The organism is Shinella sp. R2-11 (assembly GCF_055330205.1).
Genome location: NZ_JBVAPC010000009.1, coordinates 160,749 through 186,391 on the forward strand (window position 1 = coordinate 160,749; position 25,643 = coordinate 186,391).

Genomic DNA, 25,643 nt, shown 5'->3' on the forward strand with positions numbered 1-25,643 from the left:
GTTTTCTTAGGCCATCGAAACGGTGGGTTAACCAAGAAACTTAACCGGTTGGCAGGCATGATGCTGACCACCGTTGCCCGGTGAAGCCGGAATGTCCCTTTCTCAGTCAGCCATTCAAGGGGCACCTTTAACATGACGAGCATTCTGACCAACGTTGCGGCAATGTCCGCTCTCCAGACGCTGCGCACCATCGGCAACGACATGGAAACCACGCAAGCTCATGTCTCCTCCGGCATGCGCGTCGGCGAAGCCAAGGACAACGCCGCTTACTGGTCCATCGCCACCACCATGCGCTCGGACAACAAGGCTCTCTCGGCCGTCCAGGACGCCCTCGGCCTCGGTGCCGCGAAGGTTGACACGGCCTATGCCGGCATGAACGCAGCCATCGACGTCGTCAAGGAAATCAAGGCCAAGGTCACCGCCGCCACCGAACAGGGCGTCGACAAGGCCAAGGTCCAGGAAGAAATCAAGCAGCTACAGGAGCAACTGACCTCCATTGCTTCTGGCGCCTCCTTCAATGGCCAGAACTGGCTGGTCTTTGACAGTGCTGCCGCCGCGACCGCCACGCCTCCCGAACCTGCTGACAAGACGATCGTTTCCGGCTTCATCCGGTCTGCCGATGGTACAGTCAAGGTCAACACCACGACCTATACGCTCCAGGATCTGCCCGATGCGACGGCTACTCCGGCAGAGATTTCGAACGTCCTCTTCTCGTCGATCGACGACACTGACTTTACGGCGAGCACTGGCGGCATTCTCGGGTCGGACGCAGATGCCCTGGGCGCCACGATCACGGGCTCCGGCATGGCTGGTAAGTTTGTTGTCGATATGGACATCACCGATTTCAACGACGAAGACATGGCTGACGCTCTCTCGGTTGTCGAAGCCGCCTTCCAGATGATGACCAAGGCTGCTTCGCAGCTTGGTTCGATCTCCATGCGCATCGGCCTGCAGGAAGATTTCGCAAACCGCCTGACCGATGCCATCGACAAGGGCATTGGCCGCCTGGTCGACGCCGACCTGAACGAAGAGTCCACCCGCCTCAAGGCCCTGCAGACCCAGCAGCAGCTCGGTATCCAGTCCCTGTCGATCGCCAATTCCTCGGCAGAAGGCATTCTCTCGCTCTTCCGTTAATCGCAAGCCGCAAGGCAGATATGGAAAGGCCCCGGTTTACCGGGGCCTTTTCGCATGTCAGAGCGGCGACTTGAGAAAGGCCGGCATCGCCGCCCCCGCTGCCCGCCGCTCCATGAAAAGCTGTGCCGTGTCCAGCGCCTCGCGGATCGTCACGTCCATGTCGAGATAGCGGTAGGTGCCGAGCCGCCCGACGAAGGTGACGCCTTCTTCCCGTTCCGCCAGCCGCACATAGCCGGCAAGCTGCGCCTTCTCCTTCACTAGGCGAACCGGATAGTAGGGAATGTCGCCGGGCTCGCAGGCCCGCGAAAACTCGCGGTAGCAGACCGAGCCGTCATGCTCCTCCCAGGGCGAGAAATGCTTGTGCTCGGTGATCCGCGTATAGGGCACGGAAAGATCGCCATAGTTCATCACCGCGCAGCCCTGGTAGTCGCCCTCATGGGTGAACCGCTCGAAATCGAGCGTCCGGTAGCCGAGCCGCCCGAGTTCGTTGTCGAAATAGCCGTCGAGCGGGCCGGAATGAAAGACGTGCGCAAAGCCTTCTCTTGCGTTCCGTTGGAACGCCGTTTCGAGCCTCACCATGATGTTGGGATGGTCGAGGATGCGTTCGACCATCGCGGTATAGCCGTGCTCCGGCATGCCCTGGTATTTGTGGAAGAAATAGTTGTCCTCGTAGTTGAAGCGAACCGGCAGGCGCTTCAGGATCGAGGCGGGCAGCTCGGCCGGGGCGCAGCCCCACTGCTTCTGCGTATAGCCCTTGAAGAAGGCCTCGTAGAGGTCGCGGCCGACGAAGCGGAGGGCCTGCTCCTCGAAGGTCTGCGGATCGGCGATGGTGCGGTCCGCCAGCGCGTCGATGAAGGCGCGGGCTTCGTCCGGCCGGAAACACTTGCCGAAGAACTGGTTGATGGTGTGGAGGTTGACGGGAAGCGAATAGACCTGCCCGCCGCTCGTCGTCTTCACGCGGTTCTTGTAGGGCAGGAAGGTCGCAAAGCCGTTCACATAGGCCCAGACCTCGGCATCGTCCGTATGGAAGATGTGCGGGCCGTAGACATGCACCATCACGCCTGTCGCCGCATCCCGCTCCGTGTGGCAGTTGCCGGCGACATGGGCGCGCGAATCGACGATCTCGACGCGCCAGCCCTCCTGCGCGAGCGCGCGCCCGATCACCGCGCCGGAAAGCCCGGCGCCGACGACGAGGATGCGCTTCCCTTCCTTCATGGGACGGCAGGCCAGAGGCGGGCGTCCGGGGCAAGCGGCGCGAAGTCGTCGAGGACGATGATCTCTTCCCGGTAGCGCGCGCGATAGGCCGCGTCGTCCTCGAATTCGATGCCGCGCGCTGCGAGCGCCGCGCCGATCTCGTAATAGACATCTAGATTGCGAAGATCCGGCACAGGCGTCTCGTCGCGCTCCGCCTCGCCCTGCATCTGCCAGAAGAGTTCTTCCAGCCGGCGGGCAAGGCCCGGCATGTCGCGCAGCGCACAGGTCTCGCGCTGCTGCGCGAGCGATTCGCGCACGGCGGCAAGGCGATCCGGGCTTTCCGCAAGGGCGATGGCCATGCGCACATAGTCGTCCGGTTCGCCGCAGACGAGCTCGGGAATGCCGGCCGCCGTCACGATGCTGGCGCAGAAGCGCGATGCGAAGCTCTTGCCGGCGATCGTCAGCACGGGAAGCCCCTGCGTGATGGCGTCGGCCGCCGTCGAATGGGCGCCGTAGGGGAAGGTATCGAGGAAAAGATCGGCAAGGCCGATCCGCGCAAGATGATCGGGGTTCTGTGCCTTGCCCGCGAAGATGAGACGCTCCTTCGCGACGCCCGCCTCCTCGGCCAGCCGGCGCAGACGCTCATTGGCGCTCTCGTCACCGGAAAGCAGCCAGAGCACGCTGCCGGGCGTCGCGGTCAGGATGGCCATCCAGCGGGCAAAGCAGGGCGCGGTGATCTTCTGCATGCCGTTGAAGCTGGCGAAGACGAAGGCGTCGTCGGGGAGGCCCGCCTCTGCGCGGGTTGGGCGCTCGCTGACGGCCCGCTTGCGGTCCACCGGCTGGTTGCAGGCGATGCGCAGCACCTTCTCCGTATAATAAAGCTCGTTTTCCGGCGGCACGATCACATCATCGGCGATCATGTACTGATGGTAGGGGCTCGCCATCGTGCCGGGATAGCCGCAGAAATTCACGATGACCGGGGCAGGGCGGTAGGCGAAGATTTTCGTGCGGGCATGCTTGGTATAGCCGTTGACGTCGATGAGCACGTCGATCCCGTCCGCGGCGATCTTTCGGGCGGCCTCGATGTCGCTGAGCGCGGCGATGTCGCGCCAGTGATCGACGGCCTGCCTGATGCGCGCCTGCGTTGGATCGATCGGCGCGGGGTCGCCGCAATAATAGGCGAAGATTTCGACGGACGCCTTGTCGTGCAGCTCGAGGACCTCGCTGAGCGCAAAGCCCACGGCATGCTGGCGCAGGTCCGAGGAGACGTAGCCGATCCGCAGGCGCTCGCCGGTGCCGGTCTTTTGCCTCGCCGCCTTGCGCTCGAAGGCGCTGAGATCGTCGGGCCGGCCGATGGTCTGGCGGCAATAGCGGTGGGCCTTGGCCATCTGGAACAGGGGATCGTCCGCATAGCAGGCGATCGACATGGCGGACATGGCATCCATGAAATGGCGCGGCGTGACATGCAGCGACGGCACGATGACGGGCCACTTGCACTGATGCATCCGCAGGGAGATCCAGTGCTGCGCGGCCTCCGTGCGGGACGGCTGCAGTTCCATGGCCTGCCAGAGCGCGGCTTCCGCCTCTTCAAGATGGCCGGCGCCTTCCAGGACGCGGCCGATATGCTGGAGGCTGAGCAGCCGGTTGCTGATCCGGTCGGGGTTCACCTCCGCCGTCGCATCGACGAAAGTACGCCACTGCTGCACGGCCTGGCCGGTGAGCCCGCAATCCTCCAGCGTCCGGCCCAGGTTGATATGCGCCTGCCCGAAAAGCGGCTCGATCCGGATCGCCGCCCGCAGCGCATGGAGCGTGGCGGCGACGTCGCCCGCCTTGGAAAGCGAGACGGCATAGTTGAAATAGGCAAGGTGCAGCAACGGGTTGGCGTCGTTGAAGGCGATCCATGTCTTGTAGAGCTCGATCGCAGCCGCCGTCTGTCCCGCGGCGGAAAGAACCTCGGCCGTCTGGAACAGTTCCGCCAGCGAAAGCTGCTGCGTGCGTGCCCGCAATAGAATCTGGAGGAGGGGGGCGTTCGGGTCCGGGACGGTGGAAAGGTTGGCAGTCATGGGCATCCTGCGATGAGGTCGTTGGCCGGCGTTGAGCAAGCTTTACCTGATGTTAAGGATGCAGACTTGTCTCGGGCTGGCCACCTCTCATGCCGGAGGGCGACCATGGGCTGTTAATCCTAAATTAAAGGTTGCGGCCTAAAAATCACAACCAGCCGCGATAGATGTGGCTTTTGGCGTAGGGATCGGACCTCGATGGCGGGCTCCGGCAGCATGATGCCCTTCCGATGCGCAGGCTCGTTCGAGCCATGTTCTCCCTAACATTATTCGCCCGGCAGGATTCCCCGCACGGCCGATGCAGGCACCGCACACGGCCGAGGCCGGGTGAAGCCGCGCGGCAATCGGCTCCTCTGGCGGTACGAGGTAGTACACTCATGTCGATTATTACCGCTTTAAGGCCCGACCAATTCAAGCTCGTGGGTGCAGATGTTCTGAAGACCCTGTCCAAAGAAGAGGTGGGCACGCTGACAGCGGCGCAGCTCAAGACGCTGGACGAAACGAAGCTCGCCGCTCTGGACAAGGACGGTGTCGCCGGCCTGTCGGCTTCCCAGTTCAAGGCCATTTCGACAACGGCCATCGCCGGTCTTACGCTCGATCAACGGACCGCTCTTACCGATCTCGGAAATCTCACCGGAGCTCAGGTCAACGCAATCTATAAAGCAAATGCTACGGCATTTGGTGGAGATCAGGTCGAAACCCTTACGAAGGCACAGATCAAGAGTCTCGATTCGGCCGCCATCACGGCCATGATGGCGGCTAAAAATGGTGGTGGTACGGCTGTGGGTGCGGCAGCTTTCAGCGACGAGACCGAAATCGCTTCGATCAGTGCCAAGGCCCTTCAGGGGCTGGGCGATACCGATATGAAGGCGCTGGTTGCAACCGGCAAGCTGACGGCCAAGCAGATCGCCTCTCTGAAGCCCGAGCAGATCGAGAAGCTTGGTTCGGCAGAGATCCAGGCGCTCGACAAGACGCAGCTCAAGGCGCTGACGGCTGCCCAGATCAAGAAAGTGGACATCTCGTTCCTGCTTGACACCGCTGCCGATCCTGCAAGCAGCATCAAGGACCTGACCGCCAAACAGGTCGCAGCCCTGAGCGGCACCCAGATCGCCGCTTTGTCGAAGGAGCAACTCAATGCTCTCGACGACACGCAGCTCAAGGCGATGACGGTCGCCCAGCTGAAGGATCTCAAGGTCGCCGACCTCACCGCCGAACAGATCAAGGCCTTCACGCCCAACCAGGCAGCGGCACTGGGCAAGGACACGGACAAGCTTGCGGCCCTCGCAACGACGCTGAATGCGGCTTTGGGGACGGCAGCTGACGCCGACGCGGAGAAGGCAATCATCGGTGGCCTGAGTGCCACCTTGCTCGGCGCGATCGACCAGGACAAATTTGCCGGCCTGGAGAATGAAACCCTTCAGGCGATCAGCCCCGCGGCAATGAAGGGCTTGAGCGCGGCACAGCTTGGGAAATTGACGGCGGCGCAGGTCGGTCAATTCGACGGGAAGCAGATCGCGGCGCTGAACAGCACGCAGATCGGCGCTCTCAGCGCAGATCAGGTTGCCAGCCTGTTCACCAGCACCAGCGAGTCGTACAAGTCCCTGACGTCCGCCCAGATGAAGGCGTTCACGGCGACAGTCGAGGCGCCGGCCACCGTCAGCCAGCTCGAATCCCTTGACGTGAAGCTGCTGTCCAAGGCGCAGATCAGCGCCCTGACGACCACGCAGGTCAAGGCGCTGAGCGCCACCCAGATCGGAGACATCGACGTCACCAAGCTTTCGGCCGCCCAGGTCGGAGCATTGACGGAAACCCAGATTGTTGCCTTGAAGGCGGACGAGCAGGTCGCCAAGCTTGATGCGAAGCAGGTCGCCGCGCTGACGGGCACGCAAACCGCGAAGTTCACCGATCCGCAGGCACAAGCCCTGACGGCCGATCAGATCAAGAACCTGTCGGCTTCCGCAGTTGGCGGTTTCAGCGCCAGCGCCCTCAAGGCGTTTGACGATGGTGAGCTTGCTGCAATCAGCGTCAAGGCTATTTCCGGCCTCAAGGCGAACCAGATCGGAACGCTGAGCTCGGACGAGCTCAAGGAGTTCACCGACAAGCAAGTGGTGAAGATGGCCAACAGCGTATTGGAGCAGGTTCTCACGGCCTATGCAGCTGCGAGCACTCCGCCGGACCCGGATCCGGAAAATCCGTGATCTGTACTTCAGGCATCCGAAATCCAGCGGCGCGACCTCGGTCGCGCCGTTTTTCGTTTGCGCCGGCTCCTGCAAGATCTGACCGTGAAAAATTCAGGCTTTCTCCATCATCCTTACCGCTTTCTTAACGCCATTAACCATTTGTTAACCATTGTCCATTAACCAGTCGTTAAGAACGACGGACCGGCGCCCAGGGCAAAAAGCGGCGCCGGATGCATGAAGCCCTCGGTCGTTACCGGTTCCCGCCTCACTCCGGCATGTCCCGACAATCTCCTTTTCAGGGCAAGTGCCAATGACCAGCATTTTGACCAACTCCGCCGCCATGGCGGCGCTGCAAACGCTCCGTTCCATCGATAACAGCCTCGAGACAACGCAGGCGCGTGTTTCCTCCGGCCTGCGGGTCGAGACCGCGGCCGACAACGCGGCCTACTGGTCGATCGCGACCACGATGCGCTCCGACAACCGCGCGATCTCCACCGTCGCCGATGCACTCGGTCTCGGTGCCGCCAAGGTCGACACGGCCTACACGTCGCTGGAGAACGTCATCGATGTGATGAGCGAAATCAAGGCCAAGCTCGTGGCCGCTCGTGAACCCGGCGTCGACAAGAACAAGATCAACGACGAGATCCTAGAACTGAAGAACCAGCTCGTTTCGGCTACCCAGTCGGCCTCCTTCTCTGGCGAGAATTGGCTCTACAATACTGGCACCGATGAACTCGGCGTGAAATCGGTCGTTGCTTCCTTCGTCCGCAGCGCCGGCGGCAATGTGAAGGTCGCCACCCTCGACTTCGATACGGCGAACTCGGTGCTGATCGACATCGAGGATCCCGAGCGCGGCTATCTGACCAAGGCGATCGATGTTGCCGATGTCATGGACGACCCGCCGGCCGGCGTCGGCCCGTACTCCCTGATCGACATGGATCTGATCGCAAATCCCGATCCCGATGCAACCGGCGTCATCCAGATCAATGGGAGCACGACCTACGAAGAACTCGATGGGATGATCAGCGTCACGGACTACATCATCAAGGACCTGACGAACGCCGCCTCGACGCTCGGCGCCATCACCAAGCGCATCGAGATGCAGGAGAGCTTCGTCGCCACGCTCGGCGACGTGATCGACAAGGGCATCGGCCGCCTGGTGGACGCCGACATGAACGAGGAATCGACCCGCCTCAAGGCGCTGCAGACCCAGCAGCAGCTCGGCATCCAGTCGCTCTCGATCGCCAATTCGAGCGCCGAGAACATCCTCCAGCTCTTCCGCCAGTAAGGGCTTCGGGGACCTCTCTCCGCCCGGCCGCAGGTCATCGGCCGAGGCGGGCGGTTGGGCCGCGCTATTTGCCCTGGCGCGGCCCAACACCTTCATCTTCATCCTCGCACAAGTTTGACCTTCTAGGTTCGGCGGCACGATCAGGAAGATTGTGCGCCTTCCGCCTCCCGGAAGGCGCTGTGTCCGGGGAGACAGGTCAGCGGTGTTGTCAGGTAAAAGCGTCTTTGCGAATGAACGTCGAAGCGGCCCGCGGCCTTGCCGCCGGGCCTTGTCTGCATTCATCCGGCACGCAACGGGGCCGGAGGGCGCGCGATGAGCGTTCATCTTGCCCGCTACCTCAAGGATTTCGGCGCGCCTCCGCGCATGAAGCCGCCGGCATTCCCCTCCGCGCGCTTTTCACCGGAAGTCGAAAGCGCCGAGGCGCAGGCCTTCACGATGGCGCCGGCCCTGCCGGCGGTCGATGTCGAGGCGGAGCGCGCGGAAGCCTTCGCCGAAGGGCGCGCGGCAGCGGAGACGGAGCTTCAGGCGAAGCACGAGGCGGACATGGCGGCGCTTAAGGAAGCGCATCGCGCCGAAATCGAGGCCCTGGCGATGCGCTACGAGCAGGACTATGCGGCGGCGCTCGCCGAGCGGTTCGCCACGCTGACGGGTGAGGTCGCCGACCTTGTCGCCGCGCAGGCGGCCCAGGTGCTGGCGCCCGTGATGAGCCAGGTGCTGACGAAGGGCGCGGTCTCCGATCTCGCCCGCCTCGTCGCCGAGGGCCTCAAGGAAGGCGAGGGCATGACGATCACGGTGAAGGGGTCGCTGGACCTCTTCGAGCAGTTGAAGTCGCATTTCGAGGAGCCCGCGCCGGTCTTCCGGCATGTCGAGATGCAGGATGTCGATCTGACGGTGGAATTCGGCGACGCCGTCCTGGTAACGCGGATGGCGGCCTGGGCTGACACCGTGCGCAAGGTGCTTGCATGAGCGAAGGCGAAAATCACCACCACGGCAAGAACGAGATCATCATCATCAAGCGCCATGGCGATCACGACGGCGACCACCATGCGGCCGCCTGGAAGATCGCCTATGCCGACTTCATGACGGCGATGATGGCCTTCTTCCTCGTGATGTGGCTCGTCAATGCCGCGAACGAGGAAACGAAGGCCTCGGTCGCTTCCTATTTCAACCCGATCAAGCTGACCGACGACAAGCCGGCGGAAAAATCCGTCAAGAAGCCCGCCAACAGTGCGGAAGGCGAGGCGACGCAGGACAAGTCGAAGGAAGAGGGCCAGCAGCAGGCGAGCGGCAACGGCGCTGAGAAGGGCCGCGACGAGAACACGACCGCCGGCGAGGAAACGAAATATTCCGAGGCCGATTTCTTCAGCAATCCCTATTCCGTCCTCTCCGAGATCGCGCAGGAAGTCGGCCAGCAGGCCAATGTCAGCGCCAAGGGCGAGGGGGGCGCGGCCAATTCCGGCCCCGCCACGGGCGCCGACGGCGGCGAAGCCTACCGCGACCCGTTCGATCCCGATTTCTGGACGCAGCAGGTCGAGATCTCGCAGGCGACGAGCGCCGGCAGCGAGAGCAAGGCCAAGGATGCCAAAGCCAAGGATATCAAGGAAGGCCAGCAGCAGATGGCCGCGGTGGACACCGACCGCACGGTAGAGGAAGCCCTTGCCAAGGCCGATGCCGACGAGGCGAAGACCGAGGCCGGGAAGGCTGCCGCCGAAGAGATGCAGGCCAAGGCCGACGCCGAGAAGGTCGAGGACCAGAAGAAGGCGGACGAGCTGAAGCAGCAGATTTCCAGAGAGATCGGCACGCTGGGCAAGCTTGCCGAAGGTCTCAGCGTCACCCCTTCAGAAGGCGGCCTTCTCGTCAGCCTGACCGACCAGCTCGATACGCCCATGTTCAATATCGGCTCGGCCGTTCCGCGGCAGGAGATGGTGCTGGCCATGGAGAAGATCGGCAAGATCCTCGAAGGCCGGGCCGGCGTGGTCGCCATTCGCGGCCATACAGACGGCCGTCCCTTTGCCGGCGGCAAGAACGACAACTGGCGCCTTTCGATGGACCGCGCGCAGAGCGCCTATTACATGCTGGTGCGCGGCGGGCTGGAGGAAAAGCGCGTGAGCCAGGTTTCCGGCTTCGCCGACCGCCGCCTCAAGGTGCCGGACGATCCGATGGCGGACGCCAACCGCCGCATCGAGATCCTCATCCAGGCCGAGGGTGGCTGATACGATGGGCTTCCTCCGGCGCATTCTTCTGACGGGAACGGTGTTCGGTGCGGCGCTCGCCGCGGCCGCGCCCATGCGCGCCGACAGTCCGGACGATCTTGCGCCCTACAAGATGATCCGCTCGCTGCAATATGTGCAGGATACGGTGGTGCTCGGCGACCATTCCGCCATGGAGATGCAGCGCTTCCTGCTCGGCACCATCGACGAGCGGCTCCGCACGGCCGATTCCGCGATCTTCGACGATCCGCGCAATGTCGATGCCGCGCTCGTCTATGCCATGAGCGGCGGCAATCCCGACACGCTGGAGCTGCTGATCCGCAAGGACATTGCCGGCCACTTCGATTCCCGCCTGACGGATGCGCTGCGCAGCTATCTCGGCGGCCGGGGCAGCCAGAGCGTCAAGTCCCTCGCGGACATCTTCCCGGAATACAAGCGCTCGCGGGTCGGGCCCTATCTGGCGCTCGTCTCGGCCAATTCCGTCATCCGCAAGGACCCGAAGCTGGCGCTCAGCTATTTCGACTGGGCACGCCTCGTCGCGCCCGGCACGATCGTCGAGGAGGCGGCGCTGCGCCGCTCCATCTACATCGCCAGCGAAGCCGGCTGGACCGACAAGAGCATGGCCTATGCCAACCGCTATGCCCGCCGCTTCCTGCGCTCGCCCTATGCGAGCCAGTTCGCCGACCTCTTCGTGAAGCTCGCCGTCGATCATTTCGACGCGCTCAGGCAGGAGGACATTCTCGAGGTCCTGTCCTTCATGGACGTGCCCCGCCAGCGCGAGGTCTATCTGCGCATGGCGCGGCTGGCGGCGATCTCCGGCAAGAACAGGCTGGCCTCGCTTGCCGCCGAGCGCGCCCAGGCCCTGACGGGCGACGGCGAGAGCGTTCCGAAGGTGCTGGCGGATCTCTATTCGGGCCTCGCCTCTGTACCGTCGGGCGATGTCGCCTCGGCGATGGAATCCATCGTGGCGATCCCGGACGACAAGCTCTCGGCCAAGGATCAGGCGCTGAAGGCCGCCGCCAGGGCGGTCGCCGAAGAGGTGCTGCGCCTGCCGGAGGGCAAGAGCGCCCAGACGGTCGCGAAGGAGGACGGCGTGCCCGCCGAGGCCGACGGCGCCTCCTACGAGGGGCTGAGCGAGGCGGAAGCGGCGGACCGGTCGATGGACCCGCAGGCGGGCGGCGAGGAAAAGCCGGTCGCGGCGGCAAGGCCGGAAAAGGAAACGACGGGGCAGCAGGAAAAGGCGGGCATCGACCCGGCATTCGACGATTTCGTGTCGACCGGCCGGTCCAAGCTCGACGAGATCGACGCGCTCTTGAAGGGAGAAGGCAGTTGAGCACCATTGCAAGCGGGGTTTTGGGCATCGCGCAGGGCCAGGCGCCGGCCAAGGGCAAGGCCGCCGGTTCCTCCGAGAACGGTGATTTCGAAAAGACGATCGCCAGCCTCAATGCCAAGGACGGCGAGAGCGGCCACAAGGGCGGCCGCACCTCGATCTCCGGCCATGGCGGGAAGGAAGGCGAGGAGATGAAAGGCACGCGGACACATGCCGCGCATGGCGACATCTCCGCGCTCGCCGATGCGTTTCAGAAGGCGGGCGCCAAGGCCGGCAAGGCCGGCGACGAAAAGGCTTCGCACGCCGAGGGCGCCGTTCGCACCGGCAGGAGAGGCCATGCCGAGACGGCCGAGGGCGTCGATGCCGACGTGGAGAAGACCGCCGTGACCGTCGCCGAAAGCGGCGGGGAGGCGGGAGCCGCGAAGACGGACGTCGGCAATCTCCTCGAACTCCTGAACGCGGCGAACACCGCTTCCCACACGGTCGCGGGCCACGGTGCGGCGAAGGCCGCCGCCACGGATGGCAGCAAGGCGCAGGCCGGCGGCAAGGTCGCGGGCAAGGCGGACCTCGTGTCCGACCGGTCGGGCACGGCTGCGGAGGTCGCCGAGCTTAGCACGGCCGAGGGCGGCGAGGTGCCGCAATCGGATACGGACAAGCTCTTCCGCCTGATCCGCGCCGACGGCAAGGGCCGCGGCCTCGACATGAGCCTTTCGGGCGCCGGCGATCGCGCGACCTTCAAGGATGCCGATATCAATGCCGCGCGGGGCGAGACGGTGACGGTGGTCGATGCGCGCCGCTATATCGGCCTCGCGCAGACCGGCAATGCCGCCGCCGTGACGGGCGCGATCACGCAGGACCCCGAATGGGCGGCCTCGCTGAGCGCAACCGGCGGTCTTGCACCCTCGGAAGCGGCGGCGACCGGCAAGGTCGTCAACACGCTGAAGATCCAGATGCACCCGATCGAGCTCGGCCTCGTGACGGCCACGCTGCGCCTCCATGGCGAGGAGCTCGTCGTCTCGCTGCAGGTGGAGACGGGCGAGGCCTATCGCCAGCTCCTCGACGACAAGGACACGATCGTGCGGGCGCTGCGCGGCCAGGGCTTCGCCGTCGATCAGATCAGCGTCCAGCTCGCGCCAGCGGACCGCGGCGCCGGCACGCAGCAGGGCGACAGCCAGGGCCAGCAGCAGCAATTCTCCAGCCAGCCGCAGGCCCGCGAAGGCGGCGGCGGACGTGAGCACGGCGGCGAGCGCGCAGGCCCGTTCGGACAGGAAGGAACGTCTCATGAGGGCAACATCGCGGAAGCCGCTTCTGGCCTTGCTGGCGGGCAGTCTGTGCGCTCTGGCGGCGTCTATCTCTGACGCCGCCGCGTCGACGGGCTCCTGCGAGCGGGAAATCCTCGCCGCCGCCGCCAAGTACGACATCCCGGCCGGCATCCTCTATTCCGTCGGTCTCACGGAGACCGGACGGAAGGGATCGCTGCAACCCTTCGCTCTCAACATCGAGGGCAAGGCCTATTTCGGCGCGAGCCGCGAAGAGGCGCTGCGCACGTTCGAGGCGGCGCGCGCGCGCGGCGCCAGGCTGATCGACCTCGGCTGCATGCAGATCAACCACCACTTCCACGGCGAGCATTTCGCCTCGGCGGCGGAAATGTTTGACCCGCACAAGAACGTGGAATATGCAGCCGCTTTCCTCGCGCGTCTGCATGCCCGGCACGAGACCTGGACCATGGCCGTCGCGCGCTACCATGCCGGCCCGAACAACGACCCCGCGCAGAAGCGCTATGTCTGCCGGGTGATCGCTAACCTGGTCGCGACCGGCTATGGAAGCTGGACGCCGAACGCGAAAGCGTTCTGCCAATAATTCAATCAAAGATAGAAAATTCAGCCTGTGCCACAATGTGGCAGGAATGCGCCCTGTTTTAGAACGGCAAGGCCGACCGTTAACCTTTGTTAACTTTTCCACGAAAAATTTGTGCCGCCTCCCGGATGGAGCCACTAGATGTAGATCAAATCGGCACGCAATCCTTAATCAACTGTTAAAATCTGCCAATTAGTTCCTCTAGTTGCCGGTGATTCGCCCGATTCGTACCACTGCCTGAACGAGGCACCACACTGATTCGGAGGCGGACGAATGATCGTAGTGGTTGATGAGCGCGAGCTCGTTAAAGACGGCTATACTTCTCTTTTCGGGCGCGAGGGCGTGCCCTCGACGGGGTTCGATCCCCGTGAATTCGGCGAGTGGGTGAACACCGCCGCCGATTCGGACATCGACGCGGTCGAAGCGTTCCTGATCGGCCAGGGCCAGCTCTCCATGGAGCTGCCGCGCGCGATTCGTGATCGCTCCCAAGCGCCGGTCATCGCGGTCAGCGATACGCCCTCGCTCGAAACCACGCTCGCCTTCTTCGACAGCGGCGTCGACGACGTGGTGCGCAAGCCGGTTCACCCCCGGGAAATCCTGGCCCGTGCGGCGGCCATCCGGCGTCGCCTCAAGGCGCTTGCCAACCATACCGACATCGGCCCGATCCGCGTCTTCTCGGACGGCCGCGACCCGGAAATCTCCGGCGATGTGTTTCCCCTGCCGCGCCGAGAGCGCCGCATCCTGGAATATTTGGTCGCCAACCGCGGCCGCCGGCTTTCCAAGACCCAGATCTTCAACGCGATCTACGGGATCTTCGACGAGGACGTCGAGGAGAACGTCGTCGAAAGCCATATCAGCAAGCTGCGCAAGAAGCTGCGCAAGAAGCTCGGTTTCGATCCGATCGATTCCAAGCGCTTCCTTGGCTACTGCATCGACTGGCAGAGCTGAAACGAGCCGCCGGCTGATGGGGAAGGCGGACCCCGGCAGCCAGCTTCACGCAAGGCCCGTCCCATAGGGTCGCGGTGACGAGATGAACGGGGAAACCACATGAGCCTCTACGGTACGATGAGAACGGGTGTTTCCGGCATGAACGCGCAGGCCAATCGCCTGAGCACGGTTGCCGACAACATCGCCAACGCGAACACGACGGGCTACAAGAAAGCCTCGACCCAGTTCTCCTCGCTGATCCTGCCCACCACCGGCGGCGCCTACAATTCAGGCGGCGTGACCACGGACGTGCGCTATTCAATCTCCGCGCAGGGCACCTTCACCTACACGACCTCGGCGACGGACCTTGCCATCAACGGCAAGGGCTTCTTCATCGTCACCGGTTCGGACGGCGTGGAATACCTGACGCGCGCCGGCGCCTTCACCGTCATGAACGACGGCACGCTGCGCAATTCGGCCGGCTTCACCCTGATGGGCTACGAATATTCCTCGACCGAGGACCCGACCATCGTCATCAACGGCTTTGCCGGTCTTACCGAGATCAATCTCGCTTCGGGCGATCTCAGCGTGAAGGCGTCGGAAAGCGGCTATCTCAACGTGAACCTCCCGGCGAACGAAGAGGACGGCTATTCCAAGGCTACCTCGCTCGTCGCCTATGACAGCCTCGGCAACACCCGCAAGCTCGACTTCACCTACACGAAGGTGGGCGTGACGGCGGGCCCGCCGCCGACGACGCAGTGGGACCTGCGGGTCAGCTACACCGATCCGGAAACCGGTACCGAAACGGAACTTCTCGCGCCGACGACGCTGACCTTCGGCTCGGACGGCAAGCTCCAGACGCCGGAAAGCATCACCACGGACGCCATGACCATCGGCGGCGCGGAACTCAACGCCCTCGAGATCTCCATCGGCGGCAACGCCAAGGGCACGACGCAGCTTGCTGCTGCCTTCGCCGCCAGCGGCGATATCGACGGCATCGGCCCGAGCGGCGTTTCCGGCTACGAGATCAGCGACGACGGCATCGTCTACCTCAAGTACGAGAACGGCGACATGGCGCCGAAGTACCGCATCGCCATGGCGAACGTGCAGAGCCCGGACAACCTCAAGCCGCTTCCCGGCAACGTCTACTCGCAGAGCAGCGATTCGGGCGTCATCGTCATGGGCTATGCCGGCAATGGCGGCTTCGGCACCATCCTCTCCGGCGCGCTGGAAGATTCCAACGTCGATATCGGCGAAGAGCTGACGGCCATGATCGAGTCGCAGCGAAACTATACGGCGAACTCCAAGGTCTTCCAGACCGGTTCGGAACTGATGGAAGTCCTCGTCAACCTCAAGAGATAAGCCGGACCCGCCCGCACGCGTTCGAGAATTAGGTAGATCCGATGTCGCTTTCAGCAGCAATGAAGACTGCTCAGTCCAGTTTTTCCAACGTAGGCCTGCAATCGGCCGTCGTTTCGAAGAACATTGCCAATGCAAGCAACCCGGCCTACGCGCGCCGTGCGGCGGTTCTCGCCACGGCCGCCTCGGGCGCGACGGTGGTCGAGACCCAGCGTGCCCAGAACGAGGCGCTGCTCAAGCAGAACCTCCTCAGCATCTCCAAGAGCGCCGGGCAGGATACGCTGCTCGCCGGTCTCACGCAGATGAAGACGATGCTCGGCGGCGAGGGCTACGAACTCGCCCCGTCCACCTATCTCGCGAAGCTGCGCGACAATCTCCAGGCCTTCGCCGACAAGCCGAACGAGGTTTCGCTCGCCGAGACCGTGGTGGCCGACGCGACCGACGTCGCCAATTCGCTGAACAGCACCTCCGCCGCGCTCCAGAAGCTGCGCGCCGAGGCGGATGCGGATATCGATACGGCGGTGACGGAGCTCAACCGGCTCCTCAAGGAATTCAAGACCTATAACGACAAGGTCAAGCAGAGCACGGCCGCGGGCACGCAGGACAACGACGCGCTCGACCAGCGCGACAAGCTCCTGACCCAGATCTCCGAGATCGTCGGCGTCACCACCGTTACCCGCACCAACAACGACCTTGCGCTCTATACCAGCGACGGCACGGTGCTGTTCGAGACGGTGCCGCGCACCGTGAGCTTCGAGGCGACGACCACCTATACGGCGGCCGTCGACGGCAACCAGATCCTGATCGACGGCGTGCCCGTCCAGGCCGGGGCCGGCGGCAACACCAGCGCGCAGGGTTCGCTCGCCGCGCTCCTCCAGCTTCGCGACCACGCCGCCCCGACCTTCCAGAAGCAGCTCGACGAGATGTCGCGCACGCTCGTTTCCATGTTCTCCGAGAATGTCGAGACGCCGCCCGGTTCCGGCACCTTCGTGGCGACGGACGGCCTCTTCACCTGGAGCGGCGTGCCGACGGTCAATTCGCCGGGTCTTGCCGGCGTCATCAAGGTCAATCCGGCGGTGATCACCAGCCAGGGCGGCAATGCGATGCTGCTCAGGGACGGCATCAACGAGACGTTCAACGTCGACAACAATGCCAGCTTCTCGGAGCTCCTGAACGGCTATGCGGCGGCTTTCGAGACGACGCAGACCTTCGATCCGGACGCGGCGATCGACACGACGGGCACGATCCTCGCCTTCTCGACCGGCTCGGTCGGCTGGCTGGAGCAGATCCGCAGCGCCGCGACCACGGCGAGCGACGATAAGAACGCGCTGCTCGGCCGCACCCAGGACGCGCTGCAGAACGTGACGGCGGTCAGCCTCGACGAGGAACTGGCGCTGCTCCTCGATCTGGAGCAGTCCTACAAGGCGTCGGCGAAACTGGTTTCGGCGGTGGATGAGATGATCACCGCGCTCCTCCAGGCGGCGGGCTAGTCATGAAGGCTTCTTTCGTTTCCAACCTGTCCCTTCAGAACACCATGCGGCTCACGGTCGCAAAGGCTCAGAAGGAGATGCAGCAGCTTCAGGAAGAGACGGTCACCGGCCGCCACGCTGATGTCGGCACGGCGCTCGGTGCCAAGACGGCGCGCACGCTCAACCTGCACCGCGATCTCCAGCGCATGGAATCGCTGAAGAGCACCAACGCGCTCACCACCCAGCGGTTAGCCGCCTCGCAGGAAGCCCTCGGCCAGATGTCGTCCGCGGCGAACGACGCGATGGAGGTGCTGATCGCGCTTTCCGGCATCACCTCGGCCGACCAGCTCGATCTCGCCAAGCAGAATATCGGCAATGCGCTGTCGACCTTTACGGCCGCCGCCAACACCTCCTTCAGCGGCGAATATCTCTTCGCCGGCATCAATTCGGACGTGATTCCGTTCAACGACTATCTACAGGAAACGCCGCCTTCGGCTGCCAAGACGACGTTCGACAACGCCTTCTTCGCCCATTTCGGCTTCACCCAGACCGACCCAGCCGTCGCCAACATCACGCCGGCCGACATGCAGGCCTTCATCGGCGATCTCGAAACCAGTTTCATGGGGTCGGATTGGGAAGCGGACTGGTCGAACGCCTCGGACGAGAACATGCAGAGCCGCATCAGCGCGGCCGAGACCGTCCAGAGCTCGACCAACACCAATGTGACCGGCATGCGCTACATGGCGCTCGGCCTGGTGCTCGGCCAGGAGCTCCTGTCGCTCGGCATCTCGGAGCAGACCCGCAAGGCGGTCAGCGATTCGGCGATCGACTATATGGGCAAGGCGATTTCCGGCATCGACGGCGAGCGCTCCAAGCTCGGCATCTCCGAATCCCGCGTCAAGCAGGCCAATACCTCGCTGGACGCCCAGATCACCATCCTGAACACCAGCATCAAGGACATGGAGGGTATCGATACCTACGAGGCCGCGACGCGCGTGACCACGCTCGAGTCGCAGCTTTCGCTCGCCTACACGCTGACGTCGAGGATCCAGAATCTCAGTCTGCTGAACTACCTCTGATGAACCAGAGGGTACGGACACACATGAAGGATGTCTGAATGTACCAGTTTTCCTATGCCGAGATCATGGAGGAGGGCGTTGCCGTCTCGAAGGATCGGGAACGGCAGGTCCTCGAAAGGTCCATCGCGCTGTTGCAGGCCGCGGTGGCTGCCGGGGGCAGTTACGGCAAGGAGGCGGTGGAAGCCGTCTATTACACCCGTCGGGTCTGGATCCGCTTCATCGAGGATCTCGGCAATCCCGAAAACCAGCTCGAGGATGAGATCAGGGCCAATCTCATCTCGATCGCCATCTGGATTCTCAAGGAGATCGAAAGGATACGCAAACGCGAATCCACGAACTTCCAGGGCATCATCGACATTACCACCATCATCAAGGATGGCATCAAATGAAAAGTACGCTGCGTATATCGCTGAAATCCGGTGAGCGCATTTTCGTCAACGGCGCAGTCCTGAGGGTCGACCGCAAGGTCGCCGTCGAATTCCTCAACGACGTGACCTTCCTTCTGGAAAACCACGTCCTGCAGCCGGAACAGGCCACGACGCCGCTCCGCCAGCTCTATTTCATCGCGCAGATGGCGCTGATCAACCCGGAAGGCGCCGAGCAGTCGATCGCCATGTTCCGCAAGTCGGTCATCATGCTGCTTTCCTGCTTCAAGAACGAGGAAGTGCTGGCCGAGCTGAAGCGCGTCGACGCCCTCGTCACGCAGGGCCGCGCCTTCGAGGCCCTGAAGGCCATCCGCGCCCTTTACCCGATCGAGGATCGCATTCTCAACAACCACGAGATGGCTCCGGCCACCATCGAACAGATCCGCAGGGAGATTGCACCATGGTAGACGCTGTCGGTTCCTCGACCTCCGGCTATATCCCGAGCGTCACCGGCGCGGAATCGGGCAGCGACACCAAGACCGCGACGCTGAACTACGAGAGCTTCCTCAAGCTCCTCGTGGCGCAGATGAAGAACCAGGATCCGACCGAGCCGATGGACGCCACCCAGCAGATGGCGCAGCTTGCGACCTTCTCGCAGGTCGAGCAGACCATCAAGACGAACAAGAACCTGGAAAGCCTGCTCCAGCGCACCTCGCTGCAGGAGGCGAACTCCGTCATCGGCCGCACGGTCACCAGCGACGACGGCAAGGTTTCTGGCGTCGTCAAGGAAGTCACGCTATATAACGACGGTATCGTAGCAACGCTTGAGTCGGGTGAGAAGATCATCGTCGGCCCCGGCGTAACCGTGAAGTGACCCTATCCCGTGAATGAGGCAGACGCCCTCGACATAGCGCAGGCAGCCATCTGGACTGTCATCGTGTCCTCCGGACCGGCCGTGCTCGCGGCCATGGTCGTGGGCGTCGTCATCGCCTTCATCCAGGCGCTGACGCAGGTGCAGGAAATGACCCTCACCTTCGTCCCGAAGATCCTGGCGATCTTCGTGACCATCGCCATTTCCGCGCCCTTCATCGGCGCCCAGATCTCCATCTTCACCGACCTCGTCTTCTCGCGAATACAAAGCGGGTTCTGAACCCACCCTCGCGCAAGCTTCGCCCTCTATGTCGTCATGTGAAATGGGCGACGCGTGTGGTGCGTCGCGGCCTCTCATGACGAGACGGGACGCATTCAGATGGCGCAAGTACCGGCAATCAACCTTCCGAAGGTAAGCCCCAGCGGCCGCGATATCGCATTCGCCGTGGGCATCCTGACGATCCTGTCGATCCTCTTCCTGCCGATCCCGGCCTTCATGATCGACATCGGCCTTGCCTTCTCGATCGCCTTTTCCGTGCTCATCCTCATGGTGGCGCTGTGGATCCAGCGACCGCTCGATTTCTCGTCCTTCCCAACGGTCCTCTTGATCGCGACCATGGTGCGCCTTGCGCTCAACATCGCGACCACCCGCGTCATCCTTTCCCACGGCAACGAGGGACACGATGCGGCCGGCGGCGTGATCGCGGGCTTTGCCAGCCTCGTCATGTCCGGCGACTTCGTCATCGGTATCATCGTCTTCATGATCCTGATCGTGGTGAACTTCATCGTCATCACCAAGGGCGCGACGCGTATCGCCGAAGTCGGCGCGCGTTTCACCCTCGATGCCATCCCCGGCAAGCAGATGTCGATCGACGCCGACCTTTCCGCCGGCCTCATCGACGAGAAGCAGGCGCAGCTCCGCCGCCGCGAGCTGGAGGAGGAAAGCTCCTTCTTCGGCTCGATGGACGGTGCCTCGAAATTCGTGCGCGGCGATGCCATCGCGGGCCTTCTCATCACCGCCATCAACGTCTTCGGCGGCATCGTCATCGGCTATTTCCGGCACGGCATGGAGCTCGGCGAAGCCGCCGACGTCTTCGTGAAGCTGTCGGTCGGCGACGGTCTCGTCTCGCAGATCCCCGCCCTCATCGTCTCGCTCGCCGCCGGCCTCATCGTCTCGCGCGGCGGCACGGCAGGCTCCACCGACCAGGCGGTCATCAACCAGCTCTCCGGCTATCCGCGCGCGCTCTTCGTCGCCTCCGGCCTTATGACGCTGCTCGCGGTCATGCCGGGCCTGCCCTTCTTCCCCTTCATGGTCCTCGGCGGCGTCATGGCCTTCGGCGCCTGGATCATCCCGCGCCGTATCGAGGAGGAGAGCCGTCTCAAGCGCGAAGCGGAGGCCCAGCAGGTCCAGGCGACGCGCGAGCAGGAGAAGGATTCGGTCAAGTCGGTGCTGAAGACCGCCGAGATCGAGCTGCTGCTCGGCAAGCAGGTCTCCACGCGCCTTCTCGGCGCGCATCAGGAGCTGGCCTTCCGCGTCGGCAAGATGCGCAAGAAGTTCGCCGCGCAATACGGCTTCGTGGTGCCGGAGATCAAGGTGTCCGACGACATCACCATCCCGGACAAGTCCTACCAGATCCGCATCCACGGCACGACGATCGCCTCCAACATCGTGCGCGTCGGCGAAGTGCTGGTCGTCACCGGCGGCGGGCGCAAGCCGAGCGTGCCGGGCGACGACATCCGCGAGCCCGCCTTCGGCATGCCGGCCGTCTCGATCCTCGAGACCTTCGCCGACGACCTGCGCCGCGAGGGCTTCCACCCGATCGACAACGTCTCGGTGGTGCTGACGCACCTTTCCGAGGTCATCCGCAACAATCTGCCGCAGCTTCTCTCCTACAAGGACGTGAAGATCCTGATCGAGCGCCTCGATCCGGAATACCGCAAGCTCGCCGACGAGATCTGCTCCTCGCACATGTCCTATTCGGGCTTACAGGCGGTGCTGAAGCTGCTGCTCGCCGAGCGCGTCTCCATCCGCAACCTGCATCTCATCCTCGAAGCGGTCGCCGAGCTCGCCCCGCATGTGCGCAAGACAGAGCAGATCGTCGAGCATGTTCGCATCCGCATGGCCCAGCAGATCTGCGGCGACCTCACCGACAACGGCGTGCTGCCGGTGCTGCGCCTCGGCAACAAATGGGACATGGTCTTCCACCAGGCGCTCAAGCGCGATTCGAAGGGCGAGATCGTCGAGTTCGACATCGATCCGCGCCAGCTCGAGGAGTTTTCCGAGCAGGCGACCCGGGTTATCCGCGAGTTTCTCGACCGCGGCACGCCCTTCGTACTGGTCACGTCGCCCGAATCCCGCTCTTATGTGCGCATGATCATCGAGCGCCTCTTCGCCACATTGCCGGTTCTCTCGCATGTCGAGCTTGCCAAGGGCATCGAGATCAAGATTCTCGGCTCCATTTCATGATCTCGGACCCGCAGGGCACGGTGCTGGCGCTGTTCGCCGCGTTCTGCCGTGTCGGCGGGTGCTTCATGCTCCTGCCGGGCTTTTCCTCCGCGCGCATGCCGATGCAGATCCGCCTGTTCCTGGCGGTCGCCGTGTCCATGGCGGTGCTGCCGCTGATGTGGGACACGATCTATCCGCGCGCCTCCGGCCCGCTCGACGGCTACCTGACGATGATCACCTTCGAGACGCTGACCGGTGCGGTGATCGGCCTGATCGCCCGCTATTACGTGCTCGGCCTGCAGTTCGCCGGCACCGTGCTGACCATGATGATGGGCTTCAACTCGCCGCCGACGCCGGACGTGCTGGAGGACGCGGCCGAGAACCAGTTGACGAACCTTCTCTCCTTCACCGGCCTGCTGATACTCTTCCTTCTGGATTTCCACCACATCGTCCTTCGGGCGCTGGTCGATTCCTACAATGTCATGCCGCTCGGCGGCGGCTTCAATCCGCAGAGTGCGCTCATCACGCTCACCGACACGCTGAGCCAGACCTTCATGATCATGCTGCGGCTCGCCAGCCCGTTCATCCTCTACGGTCTGGTGTTCAACGTCTCCGTCGGCCTCGTCAACAAGCTGGCGCCGCAGATCCCGATCTACTTCATCTCGCTGCCCTTCATCATCATGGGCGGCATGCTGCTGCTTTATTTCGGCGTGTCCTCGCTCCTGGAAATCTTCACCGCCGGCTTCATGCCGGTTTTCCGGGGAGGCTAGCATGGCGCAGAACCGCTCGGACAAGCTCAAGCGGCTGGTGACGGTGCAGCGCCATCTGGAGAAGATGGCGGAGATCGACCTTGCCGGCACCACCCGCCAGCGGCAGGAAGTGGCGGAGACGATGACCGTGGTGGTCGATGCGATCAACTCGCTCGATCCGGTGCACCGCAGCTTCTCGCGGCACTATTCCGGGCAATACAGCAGGCTCCAGCAGCAGGAGCAGATGCTGGCGAACGTGCAGGAGATGCACGAGATGCGGGTGGTGCGCGAGCGCACCAAGGGCGACCGGATGGAAGACCGCATGAAGGAGGCGCGCGACGCCGAGGACCGCGAGGCCGCGGACGACGCCATCTACGATCTCATCGACCAGCATCTCGCCTACAGGACGGACGAAACTTAGGCCCTTTCGACTATCCGGCCAAATATCTGGAAGCACAGGCGATTTACCGCCTTCTCATCAAGCTTGCGTCAGAATGGATTCGAAAGCCGCTGTCGTCACGGCTTCGTCATCCGCCACCAGCCTCCCGTAAGGTTGAGCAGCGATAGTCGCATCAGGACGATGACGAGGTTTGCCGAAGCAGCCGTGGCAATGCGCGGGCGGACCGGATGTCCACGATGGTCATGAGGCCGGCGGACCGCCATGAGGACGGGTCCGGCACGCGGGAATCACCTGAAAGGCTTTGAGACGTGGCAATTACTCCCCCCAGCGATCTGGTGCTCGACGTCGTGCGCGCCGCCGATCCGGCACAGGTTCAGGAAGCGCAGGCCAGGCTGAAATCGAATAGAGCCGCCTTCGAGGCGACCAGCCTTGCCGAGGCGGGCGCCGGCTTCCAGGCCGCCGTCGGCATCCTCAATCGGGATACGACCACCGCCAGCCACGCGGCGAGCGAAGGCGTCAAGGCCGTCGGCGGGAAGAACATCCCGGAGCACCTGCGCAAGTTCGAATCCATGGTGCTGCAGAATTTCGTGAAGTCGATGATGCCCGCCGAGAGCGAGGAGCTTTACGGCAAGGGCACCGCCGGCGAGATGTGGCGCGGCATGATGGCCGACCAGCTCGGCGATGCGATCGCCAAGGGCGGCGGCATCGGCATTGCCGAAAGCCTCGCCAAGAAGAGCGGCATCACCACCAATCCGCGGGACAATGATGTCGACCGCGTCGCCGCCGGCATGGTGCAGACCATGCAGCGCGAGGCCTTTGCCGACCTGACGCCCGGCATCAAGGACGACCACAAGAAATCGCATAAGGTTTAAGCGGAGCATAACAAAATGGAACAGGCGAACAACGAACTCCGGATCCGCACCGTTCTCGGCCGACTCGAGACGATCATCGACAACGAGAACGACAGCATCGGCAGCGACCCGGATTTCGACCTGCCGACGTCGAACGCCCACAAGAGCCGCTGCCTCTATGAGCTCGCCATGCTGACGCGCGACGTGCCGCCGGACGAGGTGCCGCCGACCTTCTCCACGCAGCTCGGGCGCCTGCGCGAAAAACTGGCCACCAATGCCCAGCGCGTCTCGGCGCATCTGGAAGCCGTGCGCGAGGTCGTCACCATCCTGAAGAATGCCGTGCAGGACCTCGAGGCTGACGGCACCTATTCGCAGGAACAGTTCCGCCTGGGTTACGGCACATGATCAAGCTCGTCGGCACCGGCGTCTGGATCCTCGCGATCACGCTCGCCTCGGTCTATTTCTCGCTGAAGATGGCCTCGGCTCCCAAGGTCGACACGGCCGCCGCCGCGCGCGAGGCCGCGATGGAATTCGTCAGCGGCTATACGACCACCGTGCCGGTGATCGGCGAGGGCGGCGTCAGCGGCTACCTGCTGACGAGGCTCGCCTACAAGGCCAACAAGGAACTCGCCGCCAAGCAGGTCGTGCCGCTGCCCGAGATGATCACCGACGAACTCTATACCCTGCTCGTCGGCAAGAAGATGATCGACATCGGGGCAACCGGCAATTTCGATCTCGATGCCTTCCGGGGCGTGGTGAAGGAGGGGCTGAACCGCCGCTTCGGCGCGGAGGTCATCGCCGAGGTCTATGTCGAGCAGATCGACTATCTCACCACGGCCTCGGTCGAGAATCCGCCGCAGAAGAAGGGCGTGACCCTTTTGAAGGGCGAGGTCCCGACCGTCGAGCAGACGCAGAAAAGCGGGCACTGATCCCCGCCACAGGAGTGCAGGAAGGCCGGTTCGTCAGATCGAGCCGGCCTTTGCCGTTGCCGCCGGACCGTGCGCCGGTTTCGGCCGCGCCAGCTTGTGGCGCAGCGCATGGCAGAGGAGGAGCGGCGCGGCGAAGTCGGGCTTCCGGGCAAGGCGGGCGGCGAGGCCGTGCCTGCCGGCGGCTTCCGGCCGCCAAGAGCCGTCGGCCAGCGCATCGAACAGTCCGCGCACGCTGAGGACGAGCCGTGCATCCCCGGCGCCGGCATGGCGGTCGATCCACTTTTCCTGCGCGGGGCTTCCCATCGATACGACGAGGATATCCGCGCGGGCGGCGCGAACGCGGTCCATGACCGCATCGGATTCTTCCCGGTCGAACGCGCCGTCGGCGATCGGCAGGATGGCGTGCCAGGGGGCGTGGCGCTGCAGTTCCTCCGCCGCCTGCTTCAGTGTTTCCGAGGTGCCGCCGATCAGGGCGACGCGCATCGGCCTCGTAAGATAGGTCAGGAGCGCCGGAACGAAGGCCGTGCCGGTGAAGCGCGCCGGAAAGCGCTTGCCGTGCAGCATCCGCGAGGCCATGTCGATGCCGCTTCCCTCGGGCATGACGATCTGCCGCTCCAGCACGGCGCGGTATTCCGCATCCCATGTCAGCCGGTTGGCATTCTTTGCGTCGAGGAAGGCGATGACGTTCTGGCCGAAGGGCATGGTCGCCACTTCCTCGGCAAGCGAGAAGCTCTCCGCCCAGCCGAGGTCGCAGACCCCGAGGCCGAGTATCTCCCGCTGGGAGGCGACGATGTTGCCCGATGCGAAGGCCATGGCCCGGTTTCCTCCATGCGACTTTCGGCAATCCCGCTTCGAAACGGTTTGCCCCGCGGCCGGTCTAGCAAGTCTGGCTGAAGGGCCGTTTAAGGAATTCCGGAAAAGGTGAGGGAAGGTGTTCATCTTTCGC

Annotated in this window: 25 protein-coding genes; 22 read left to right on the plus strand and 3 right to left on the minus strand. The window is 63.7% G+C overall.

All coding sequences use genetic code 11. The annotated features are described in order from the left end of the window. Window positions 1-132 precede the first annotated feature (132 nt). Window positions 133-1,134: a flagellin N-terminal helical domain-containing protein gene (locus ACZ1A1_RS21235; protein WP_313194393.1), complete on the plus strand. Its 1,002-nt coding sequence runs from the start codon at window positions 133-135 to the stop codon at window positions 1,132-1,134. Window positions 1,135-1,191: 57 nt separating this feature from the next. On the opposite strand, the gene ACZ1A1_RS21240 is transcribed toward ACZ1A1_RS21235, so the two are convergent. Together ACZ1A1_RS21240 and ACZ1A1_RS21245 are read right to left on the minus strand one after the other, a co-directional pair. Then, window positions 1,192-2,349, minus strand: a complete 1,158-nt coding sequence (locus ACZ1A1_RS21240; protein WP_463621463.1) for a UDP-galactopyranose/dTDP-fucopyranose mutase family protein — start codon at window positions 2,347-2,349, stop codon at window positions 1,192-1,194. Further along, window positions 2,346-4,391 (minus strand): O-linked N-acetylglucosamine transferase, SPINDLY family protein, encoded by a 2,046-nt coding sequence (locus ACZ1A1_RS21245; protein ID WP_463621464.1) that lies wholly within the window; start codon window positions 4,389-4,391, stop codon window positions 2,346-2,348. The genes ACZ1A1_RS21240 and ACZ1A1_RS21245 overlap by 4 nt, the downstream gene beginning before the upstream one ends. A gap of 374 nt (window positions 4,392-4,765) precedes the next feature. Here ACZ1A1_RS21245 and ACZ1A1_RS21250 point away from each other — a divergent pair, with 374 nt between their 5' ends. From ACZ1A1_RS21250 to ACZ1A1_RS21350, 21 genes are all read left to right on the plus strand, one after another. Beyond that, a complete protein-coding gene (locus ACZ1A1_RS21250; protein ID WP_463621465.1) occupies window positions 4,766-6,586 on the plus strand; it encodes a hypothetical protein in 1,821 nt (606 codons plus the stop codon). Between the two features lie 292 nt (window positions 6,587-6,878). Continuing rightward, complete coding sequence (locus tag ACZ1A1_RS21255) at window positions 6,879-7,856, plus strand: flagellin N-terminal helical domain-containing protein (protein ID WP_463621466.1); 978 nt, start codon at window positions 6,879-6,881, stop codon at window positions 7,854-7,856. 312 nt (window positions 7,857-8,168) lie between these two features. Continuing rightward, on the plus strand, window positions 8,169-8,822 hold the full coding sequence (locus ACZ1A1_RS21260) for a hypothetical protein (protein ID WP_463621467.1): 654 nt from the start codon (window positions 8,169-8,171) through the stop codon (window positions 8,820-8,822). Beyond that, a complete protein-coding gene (locus tag ACZ1A1_RS21265; protein ID WP_463621468.1) occupies window positions 8,819-10,069 on the plus strand; it encodes a MotB family protein in 1,251 nt (416 codons plus the stop codon). Before ACZ1A1_RS21260 ends, ACZ1A1_RS21265 begins: the two co-directional genes overlap by 4 nt. 4 nt (window positions 10,070-10,073) lie before the next feature. Further along, window positions 10,074-11,399: a chemotaxis protein MotC gene (gene motC, locus ACZ1A1_RS21270; RefSeq protein ID WP_463621517.1), complete on the plus strand. Its 1,326-nt coding sequence runs from the start codon at window positions 10,074-10,076 to the stop codon at window positions 11,397-11,399. Continuing rightward, entirely contained in the window at window positions 11,396-12,754 is a 1,359-nt protein-coding gene (gene fliK / locus ACZ1A1_RS21275) for a flagellar hook-length control protein FliK (protein WP_463621469.1), read from the plus strand. Before motC ends, fliK begins: the two co-directional genes overlap by 4 nt. After that, window positions 12,678-13,256: a transglycosylase SLT domain-containing protein gene (locus ACZ1A1_RS21280; protein WP_119257694.1), complete on the plus strand. Its 579-nt coding sequence runs from the start codon at window positions 12,678-12,680 to the stop codon at window positions 13,254-13,256. The genes fliK and ACZ1A1_RS21280 overlap by 77 nt, the downstream gene beginning before the upstream one ends. A gap of 270 nt (window positions 13,257-13,526) precedes the next feature. Further along, window positions 13,527-14,201, plus strand: a complete 675-nt coding sequence (rem, locus tag ACZ1A1_RS21285; protein ID WP_313194384.1) for a transcriptional activator Rem — start codon at window positions 13,527-13,529, stop codon at window positions 14,199-14,201. Between the two features lie 99 nt (window positions 14,202-14,300). Further along, window positions 14,301-15,542 (plus strand): flagellar hook protein FlgE, encoded by a 1,242-nt coding sequence (locus ACZ1A1_RS21290; protein WP_415215449.1) that lies wholly within the window; start codon window positions 14,301-14,303, stop codon window positions 15,540-15,542. Between the two features lie 41 nt (window positions 15,543-15,583). Beyond that, window positions 15,584-17,029: a flagellar hook-associated protein FlgK gene (gene flgK, locus ACZ1A1_RS21295; RefSeq protein WP_313194382.1), complete on the plus strand. Its 1,446-nt coding sequence runs from the start codon at window positions 15,584-15,586 to the stop codon at window positions 17,027-17,029. A 2-nt stretch (window positions 17,030-17,031) separates the two neighbouring features. After that, complete coding sequence (locus ACZ1A1_RS21300; protein WP_463621470.1) at window positions 17,032-18,087, plus strand: flagellar hook-associated family protein; 1,056 nt, start codon at window positions 17,032-17,034, stop codon at window positions 18,085-18,087. 38 nt (window positions 18,088-18,125) lie between these two features. Further along, window positions 18,126-18,476 (plus strand): flagellar biosynthesis regulator FlaF, encoded by a 351-nt coding sequence (gene flaF / locus ACZ1A1_RS21305; RefSeq protein WP_119257699.1) that lies wholly within the window; start codon window positions 18,126-18,128, stop codon window positions 18,474-18,476. Further along, the gene (gene flbT / locus ACZ1A1_RS21310; RefSeq protein ID WP_119257700.1) at window positions 18,473-18,919 is read left to right on the plus strand and encodes a flagellar biosynthesis repressor FlbT; all 447 of its coding nucleotides are present in this window, start codon (window positions 18,473-18,475) and stop codon (window positions 18,917-18,919) included. Before flaF ends, flbT begins: the two co-directional genes overlap by 4 nt. After that, window positions 18,913-19,326, plus strand: coding sequence for a flagellar hook assembly protein FlgD (gene flgD, locus ACZ1A1_RS21315; RefSeq protein ID WP_313194380.1), 414 nt, complete (start codon window positions 18,913-18,915; stop codon window positions 19,324-19,326). The genes flbT and flgD overlap by 7 nt, the downstream gene beginning before the upstream one ends. 9 nt (window positions 19,327-19,335) lie before the next feature. Then, the gene (fliQ, locus tag ACZ1A1_RS21320; protein ID WP_119257702.1) at window positions 19,336-19,602 is read left to right on the plus strand and encodes a flagellar biosynthesis protein FliQ; all 267 of its coding nucleotides are present in this window, start codon (window positions 19,336-19,338) and stop codon (window positions 19,600-19,602) included. A 99-nt stretch (window positions 19,603-19,701) separates the two neighbouring features. Beyond that, on the plus strand, window positions 19,702-21,789 hold the full coding sequence (flhA, locus tag ACZ1A1_RS21325; RefSeq protein ID WP_463621471.1) for a flagellar biosynthesis protein FlhA: 2,088 nt from the start codon (window positions 19,702-19,704) through the stop codon (window positions 21,787-21,789). Next, window positions 21,786-22,538 (plus strand): flagellar biosynthetic protein FliR, encoded by a 753-nt coding sequence (gene fliR / locus ACZ1A1_RS21330; RefSeq protein WP_313194378.1) that lies wholly within the window; start codon window positions 21,786-21,788, stop codon window positions 22,536-22,538. The genes flhA and fliR overlap by 4 nt, the downstream gene beginning before the upstream one ends. Before the next feature lies 1 nt (window position 22,539). Continuing rightward, on the plus strand, window positions 22,540-22,938 hold the full coding sequence (locus ACZ1A1_RS21335) for a hypothetical protein (protein ID WP_463621472.1): 399 nt from the start codon (window positions 22,540-22,542) through the stop codon (window positions 22,936-22,938). A 287-nt stretch (window positions 22,939-23,225) separates the two neighbouring features. Continuing rightward, on the plus strand, window positions 23,226-23,789 hold the full coding sequence (locus ACZ1A1_RS21340; protein WP_463621473.1) for a rod-binding protein: 564 nt from the start codon (window positions 23,226-23,228) through the stop codon (window positions 23,787-23,789). A gap of 15 nt (window positions 23,790-23,804) precedes the next feature. Further along, a complete protein-coding gene (locus ACZ1A1_RS21345; RefSeq protein ID WP_313194375.1) occupies window positions 23,805-24,173 on the plus strand; it encodes a hypothetical protein in 369 nt (122 codons plus the stop codon). Further along, window positions 24,170-24,697: a hypothetical protein gene (locus tag ACZ1A1_RS21350; protein ID WP_313194374.1), complete on the plus strand. Its 528-nt coding sequence runs from the start codon at window positions 24,170-24,172 to the stop codon at window positions 24,695-24,697. The genes ACZ1A1_RS21345 and ACZ1A1_RS21350 overlap by 4 nt, the downstream gene beginning before the upstream one ends. Before the next feature lie 33 nt (window positions 24,698-24,730). On the opposite strand, the gene ACZ1A1_RS21355 is transcribed toward ACZ1A1_RS21350, so the two are convergent. Then, complete coding sequence (locus tag ACZ1A1_RS21355) at window positions 24,731-25,510, minus strand: WecB/TagA/CpsF family glycosyltransferase (protein ID WP_463621474.1); 780 nt, start codon at window positions 25,508-25,510, stop codon at window positions 24,731-24,733. Between the last annotated feature and the right edge of the window lie 133 nt (window positions 25,511-25,643).

Bases quoted from the DNA above. Each gene is read 5' to 3' on its own strand.
- rem (WP_313194384.1), top strand. From the start codon at position 13,527: ATGATCGTAGTGGTTGATGAGCGCGAGCTCGTTAAAGACGGCTATACT.
- flaF (WP_119257699.1), top strand. From the start codon at position 18,126: ATGTACCAGTTTTCCTATGCCGAGATCATGGAGGAGGGCGTTGCCGTC.
- ACZ1A1_RS21235 (WP_313194393.1), top strand. From the start codon at position 133: ATGACGAGCATTCTGACCAACGTTGCGGCAATGTCCGCTCTCCAGACG.
- flgK (WP_313194382.1), top strand. From the start codon at position 15,584: ATGTCGCTTTCAGCAGCAATGAAGACTGCTCAGTCCAGTTTTTCCAAC.
- ACZ1A1_RS21260 (WP_463621467.1), top strand. From the start codon at position 8,169: ATGAGCGTTCATCTTGCCCGCTACCTCAAGGATTTCGGCGCGCCTCCG.
- fliR (WP_313194378.1), top strand. From the start codon at position 21,786: ATGATCTCGGACCCGCAGGGCACGGTGCTGGCGCTGTTCGCCGCGTTC.
- ACZ1A1_RS21240 (WP_463621463.1), bottom strand. From the start codon at position 2,349: ATGAAGGAAGGGAAGCGCATCCTCGTCGTCGGCGCCGGGCTTTCCGGC.
- motC (WP_463621517.1), top strand. From the start codon at position 10,074: ATGGGCTTCCTCCGGCGCATTCTTCTGACGGGAACGGTGTTCGGTGCG.
- flgD (WP_313194380.1), top strand. From the start codon at position 18,913: ATGGTAGACGCTGTCGGTTCCTCGACCTCCGGCTATATCCCGAGCGTC.
- ACZ1A1_RS21265 (WP_463621468.1), top strand. From the start codon at position 8,819: ATGAGCGAAGGCGAAAATCACCACCACGGCAAGAACGAGATCATCATC.
- ACZ1A1_RS21345 (WP_313194375.1), top strand. From the start codon at position 23,805: ATGGAACAGGCGAACAACGAACTCCGGATCCGCACCGTTCTCGGCCGA.
- ACZ1A1_RS21290 (WP_415215449.1), top strand. From the start codon at position 14,301: ATGAGCCTCTACGGTACGATGAGAACGGGTGTTTCCGGCATGAACGCG.
- ACZ1A1_RS21355 (WP_463621474.1), bottom strand. From the start codon at position 25,510: ATGGCCTTCGCATCGGGCAACATCGTCGCCTCCCAGCGGGAGATACTC.
- flbT (WP_119257700.1), top strand. From the start codon at position 18,473: ATGAAAAGTACGCTGCGTATATCGCTGAAATCCGGTGAGCGCATTTTC.
- ACZ1A1_RS21255 (WP_463621466.1), top strand. From the start codon at position 6,879: ATGACCAGCATTTTGACCAACTCCGCCGCCATGGCGGCGCTGCAAACG.
- ACZ1A1_RS21350 (WP_313194374.1), top strand. From the start codon at position 24,170: ATGATCAAGCTCGTCGGCACCGGCGTCTGGATCCTCGCGATCACGCTC.
- flhA (WP_463621471.1), top strand. From the start codon at position 19,702: ATGGCGCAAGTACCGGCAATCAACCTTCCGAAGGTAAGCCCCAGCGGC.
- ACZ1A1_RS21250 (WP_463621465.1), top strand. From the start codon at position 4,766: ATGTCGATTATTACCGCTTTAAGGCCCGACCAATTCAAGCTCGTGGGT.
- ACZ1A1_RS21245 (WP_463621464.1), bottom strand. From the start codon at position 4,391: ATGACTGCCAACCTTTCCACCGTCCCGGACCCGAACGCCCCCCTCCTC.
- ACZ1A1_RS21335 (WP_463621472.1), top strand. From the start codon at position 22,540: ATGGCGCAGAACCGCTCGGACAAGCTCAAGCGGCTGGTGACGGTGCAG.
- ACZ1A1_RS21280 (WP_119257694.1), top strand. From the start codon at position 12,678: ATGAGGGCAACATCGCGGAAGCCGCTTCTGGCCTTGCTGGCGGGCAGT.
- ACZ1A1_RS21300 (WP_463621470.1), top strand. From the start codon at position 17,032: ATGAAGGCTTCTTTCGTTTCCAACCTGTCCCTTCAGAACACCATGCGG.